General features: G+C 65.0%; 2 protein-coding genes and 1 pseudogene. All 3 read right to left on the reverse strand.

The window, feature by feature from the left end; translation table 11 throughout:
* The coding region (locus EOA33_RS32785; protein ID WP_245482508.1) for a thiamine pyrophosphate-binding protein at nt 1-848 on the reverse strand (848 nt) is incomplete at its 3' end.
* Nucleotides 845-2,020: a CaiB/BaiF CoA-transferase family protein gene (locus tag EOA33_RS32790; RefSeq protein WP_126053861.1), complete on the reverse strand. Its 1,176-nt coding sequence runs from the start codon at nt 2,018-2,020 to the stop codon at nt 845-847. The genes EOA33_RS32790 and EOA33_RS32785, both read right to left, overlap by 4 nt.
* An 83-nt stretch (nt 2,021-2,103) precedes the next feature.
* A pseudogene (locus EOA33_RS41065) lies at nt 2,104-2,275 on the reverse strand (alpha/beta hydrolase); the annotation flags it as partial.

Raw genomic sequence — 2,275 nt, forward strand, 5'->3', positions numbered from 1 at the left:
GTATAGTCGGAGGACGGCATCTCGCCCATGCGGCCGCCGATGAGCAGCACGAGGTCGGCCTGCTTGATGGCGGTGGCCAGCTTCGGGTTGATGCCGATTCCGACATCGCCGGCATAGTTCGGATGCAGATGATCAAACAGCATCTGGCGGCGGAAGGAGCAGCCGACCGGCAGCGACCATGCTTCGGCGATGCCTTGCATATGCGCAACGGCATCGGCGTCCCAGCGGGTGCCGCCGAGGATGACGAAGGGGCGTTTGGCCTTGGCCAGAAGCTTTTCCAGCGCGTCGAGTTCGGCCTCGCCGGGACGCGTCTCGACCGGGGTATGCGGAAGCGCCGCCGGCGCCTCGACGACGCTGGTCAGCATGTCCTCGGGCAGCGAGATGACGACCGGGCCGGGACGGCCAGACGTCGCCACCGCGAAGGCGCGGGTGACGAATTCGGGGATGCGCGAGGCATCGTCGATCTCGACCACCCATTTGGCGATGTCGCCGAAGAAGCGCTTGTAATCGACCTCCTGGAAGGCCTCGCGCTCCTTGGCGTGGCTGGCGACCTGGCCGATGAACAGGATCACCGGGACCGAATCCTGCATGGCGATGTGGATGCCGGCCGAGGCGTTGGTGGCGCCGGGACCGCGGGTGACGAAGCAGATGCCGGGCTTGCCGGTCAGGCGGCCCTGGCAGTCGGCCATCATCGCGGCGCCGCCTTCCTGGCGGCAGACGATGGTGCGGATGGGCGAGTCATGCAGCGCGTCGAGCACGGCCAGATAGGATTCGCCCGGCACGCAGAAGATGCGGTCGGTGCCGTTGGCTTCAAGCGCCTCTACGATCAGTTGTCCGCCGGTTTTCATCGTGCTGATCTCTCCAGTTCGGCCAGGATTTCCTCAGTGTGCTCGCCAAGACGCGGCGAGGGGCGCTCATAGACGAGCGGCGTGCCGGACATCACCATCGGCGCGCGCACCGAGGGCAGGCGATTGCCGTGGCCGTCGTCGAGGTCGAGCCGCATGCCGCGCGCGATGGTCTGCGGATCATCGAACATCTGGCCGATCGTGTTGATCGGGCTCGCCGGCACGCTGGCCGCTTCGAGCTTCGCCAGCAGCGGATCGCGATCCAAGGCCTCGAGCGCCTCGATGATGCGCTCGCGCAGTCTCGCCCGGTTGGCGACACGGGCGGGGTTGGTGGCAAAATCCCGGTTCGATGGCAGATCGTCGAGACCGACCGCCGCGCAGAATTTTTGGAACTGGCCGTCATTGCCGACGGCCAGGATGATGTGGCCGTCCCTGACCGGCAGCACCTCGTAGGGCGCGATGTTCATATGCGCGTTGCCCATCTGCACCGGCGACTTGCCGGAGACCAGATAGTTGAGGTTCTGGTTGCCGAGCGCCGAGATCTGGCTGTCGAACAGCGCCATGTCGATATGCTGGCCCTCGCCGGCCTTCTCGGCATGGCGAAGTGCCGCCTGGATGGCGACCACCGAATAGAGGCCGGTGAAGAGGTCGGAGATGGCGACGCCGGCCTTCTGCGGCTCGCGGCCGGCCTCGCCGGTGATCGACATCATGCCGGCCATGGCCTGGATGATGAAATCATAGCCGGCCCGTGGCGCATACGGCCCGTCCTGGCCGAAGCCGGTGATCGAGCAATAAACGAGGCGCGGGTTGATCTTCTTCAGGCTCTCGTAGTCGAGGCCGTATTTCCTCAGCCCGCCGAGCTTGAAATTCTCGATCAAAACGTCGGCCGTGGCGACCAGGCGGCGGAGCGTATCGGCGCCCTCGGGCTTGGAGAAGTCGATGGCGATCGAACGCTTGCCGCGATTGCAGGAGTGATAGTAGGCGGCCGACAGGTTCTCGCCGTCATGGCTCATGACGAAGGGAGGGCCCCATTTGCGGGTGTCGTCGCCGCCGTCGGGACTCTCGACCTTGATGACGTCGGCGCCGAGATCGGCCAGCAATTGCCCCGCCCAGGGCCCGGCGAGGATGCGGGCGAGTTCGATAACGCGTATGCCTTTCAGCGGAGGCTCGGCCATGGATCACCGTGTTGGGTCGAAAACGCAGCCTCTATCAATCCCGGCCGTCCCTGTCACGGCCCATGCAATAGGCCACGCCGGGATCAGGATTTCAGAACGCTGTCCGTCCATGCAGCGAAATCGGCCATGACGATGTCCCGGTTGACCTCGTTCAGGCTTTCGTGGCGGGTCTCCGGGTAAACCTTTGAAACCAGATTCGAAAAGCCCATCCTCCTTATGCGCCCGGCGAGGTGGTTGACCGCCTTGCCATAATCC

It is taken from the genome of Mesorhizobium sp. M4A.F.Ca.ET.050.02.1.1 (genome assembly GCF_003997725.1).
Classification (GTDB): domain Bacteria; phylum Pseudomonadota; class Alphaproteobacteria; order Rhizobiales; family Rhizobiaceae; genus Mesorhizobium.

Bases quoted from the DNA above. Each gene is read 5' to 3' on its own strand.
- EOA33_RS32790 (WP_126053861.1), bottom strand. From the start codon at position 2,020: ATGGCCGAGCCTCCGCTGAAAGGCATACGCGTTATCGAACTCGCCCGC.